Source organism: Nocardia nova (genome assembly GCF_002933465.1).
In the GTDB taxonomy this organism is placed as follows: domain Bacteria; phylum Actinomycetota; class Actinomycetes; order Mycobacteriales; family Mycobacteriaceae; genus Nocardia; species Nocardia nova_B.
On the sequence record NZ_PSZE01000094.1, the window covers coordinates 1 to 967 of the forward strand.

Genomic DNA, 967 nt, shown 5'->3' on the forward strand with positions numbered 1-967 from the left:
TGGAGTTCCGCGAGGAGGTCCGCACGTGGCTGCGCGAGCACAAGCCCACCGAGCCGCGGCCCCGCGATCACGCGGGCATCCGGGAATTCGATCTGGCCTGGCAGCGCACCCAGTGGGACGGCGGCTGGGCTGGAATCGCCTGGCCCCGCGAGTACGGCGGCGGCGGCCTGACGCTGTTGCAACAGCTCATCTGGTACGAGGAATACGCAGCGGCGGGGCTGCCCGGCATCGATGCCAACTTCGTCGGCCTCAGCCACGCGGGCCCCACCCTGATCACCCGCGCCGCCGAGGAGCACAAGCAGTTCCATCTGCCCAAGATTCTGCGCGGCGAGGTGGTGTGGTGCCAGGGATTCTCCGAGCCCGACGCGGGTTCGGACCTGGCGGCGTTGCGCACCAGGGCGGTACTCGACGGCGACGAGTTCGTGGTCAACGGCCAGAAGATCTGGACCAGCTTCGCTGCCTGCGCCGACTATCAGGAGCTGCTCGTGCGCACCGATGCCTCGGGATCCAAACACCAGGGCATCACCTGGCTGATCTGCGATATGCACAGTCCGGGCATCAAGGTCCGCGCCATCGAGACGATCGAGGGCGGCGCCGACTTCTGCGAGGTGTTCTACGACAATGTGCGAATCCCGGTCTCGAATGTGGTCGGTGAGGTCGGGGACGGGTGGAGCGTGGCCATGTCGACGCTGTCGTTCGAGCGCGGCACCGCCTTCACCGCCAATCAGGTGCGCCTGTCCAAGGTCGTCGAGGACCTGATCGAATTCGCCCGCGATCACGTCGGGCCCGACGGTAAGCGGCCGGCGATCCTCGACGACGAGATCGCCCGCCGCCTCGCCACCGCCCGCGCCTCGGTCACCTCGCTGCGGGCCATGACCTATGCCGGCATCTGCCGGGCCATGCAGACCGAGACGCCCGGGCCGAAGGGATCGATGCTCAAACTCTTCTACGGCGACCTCGCCAAACA

The 967-nt window shown here is 67.6% G+C and carries 1 protein-coding gene; it reads left to right on the forward strand.

The window, feature by feature from the left end:
- Nucleotides 1-967, forward strand: a 967-nt coding sequence (locus C5E41_RS32980; RefSeq protein WP_104379560.1) for an acyl-CoA dehydrogenase family protein, incomplete at both ends; no start/stop codon positions are given.